The following is a 1740-nucleotide window of genomic DNA, read 5'->3' as shown; positions in this document are numbered from 1 at the left end:
TACAGCTGGTCGTTTGGCGATTGATGAGCAAATGATGGATGAAATTCGTCGCGTTCACCAAACAGTTAATCCTACCGAAACTTTATTTGTTGTAGACTCTATGACAGGTCAAGATGCGGTGAATACTGCAAAAGCTTTCAATGAAGTATTGAATTATAATGGAGTTGTTTTAACAAAATTAGACGGTGATACACGTGGTGGAGCTGCTTTAACGATTAGAACTGTTGTTGATAAGCCAATCAAATTTATTTCTACTGGTGAGAAAATGGAAGCTTTAGATGTTTTCTATCCAGAACGTATGGCGGATCGTATTTTGGGAATGGGTGACGTTGTTTCGTTAGTAGAGCGTGCTCAAGAGCAATTTGACGAAGAAGAAGCAAAACGTTTGCAAAAGAAAATTGCAAAAAATAGCTTCGATTTTGATGATTTCTTAAAACAAATTCAGCAAATCAAACGTATGGGTAATATGAAAGATTTGGTTGGAATGATTCCTGGAGCTGGAAAAGCGTTGAAAGATGTAGATATTGACGACAATGCTTTTAAAGGGGTTGAAGCGATTATTCACTCAATGACGAAAAAAGAGCGTAAAAATCCAAATATTATCGATAATTCTCGTAAGAAAAGAATTGCAGCTGGTTCTGGAACATCTTTACAAGAAGTGAATCAATTATTGAAACAATTCTCTGAAATGGGAAAAATGATGAAATTTATGAATTCTGCAAATGGTAAAAAGATGATGGAAACAATGTCTAAAAATATGCCTGCAGGTGGATTCCCAGGAATGCCAAAAATGTAATAATAATACAATAATTTATAGTATATTAAAACCTCTAATTGTTAGAGGTTTTTTTATTTTAAACTAAATATATTATGTTAAATAGATTTTTCTTAATAGTTATTTTTTTCGGAATTTTTATAAACTGTCTTAATGGAGCTAGAGAGAAAGATGGTATAATAGTATATTATAATTATACAAAAGATGATGAGCTAGAGTGGAAATTAAATGACTATGAATACACATATTCTATAAACTTTATTTAAAAAGTAAATATAGAAATTAATCAATTTGATGATTATGCGGAAACAGAGTATGGAGGTTCATATCAATTTAAATTAGAGAAGAAAGACATAAAATTGTATAAAAGTTTACAAAATAAATTATCAAAAATTATTTTTGTAACAGACACAATAAAAAATAGTTATTATGGACATATTATAGTTTTAAATAGTTTGCAAATTATATTGTTCTAAAATATATTCCTAATCTAAAACCTTCAAAGTTGTATAGATAATCCCAAATAATAGGTAGACGACATTATTCAACTTTACATAATAAAGATTATTAATAATAATATTTCTATGAAATATTATTATTATAATATATATTATGTTAAATAAAGTATTTTATTAAGCTCTTTTATATATCCATTATTTATAATTTTAAATGTTGATTTCCCTAACAACAGTTTCTTCTACTAATTCATTTTGTTCTAATCTTCCTCCAGGCAATTCCCATTCGTTTCTATTGTTTTTAACTAACAAATATTTTCCATTAATTATAACGATTCCTTTTACAGAAATTGGAATTAAATATTCTTTACTCATTTTATTAAAATTTGGTTTTGTAAATGCCCAACGAATTTTAACTGGTACTGTGACGGATGAAAATGGTCAAAAATTATCTAACGTTCAGGTTCAGGATCCTCAAACGAAACGATGGTGTAATCTTCCCTAAAAAAC

2 protein-coding genes are annotated in these 1740 nt (G+C 28.4%); one reads left to right on the top strand and one right to left on the bottom strand.

Translation table 11 applies throughout. The annotated features are described in order from the left end of the window. The coding region (locus B2X73_RS14390; protein WP_414647164.1) for a signal recognition particle protein at nt 1-796 on the top strand (796 nt) is incomplete at its 5' end. Nucleotides 797-1440: 644 nt separating this feature from the next. Here the strand turns inward: B2X73_RS14390 and B2X73_RS14385 are convergent. Next, on the bottom strand, nt 1441-1605 hold the full coding sequence (locus B2X73_RS14385; RefSeq protein WP_219035308.1) for an NUDIX domain-containing protein: 165 nt from the start codon (nt 1603-1605) through the stop codon (nt 1441-1443). Between the last annotated feature and the right edge of the window lie 135 nt (nt 1606-1740).

It is taken from the genome of Empedobacter sp. UBA7252 (assembly GCF_002472765.1).
GTDB classification, from domain to species: Bacteria; Bacteroidota; Bacteroidia; order Flavobacteriales; family Weeksellaceae; genus Empedobacter; species Empedobacter falsenii_B.
This window is presented reverse-complemented; position numbering and strand designations above follow the sequence as displayed.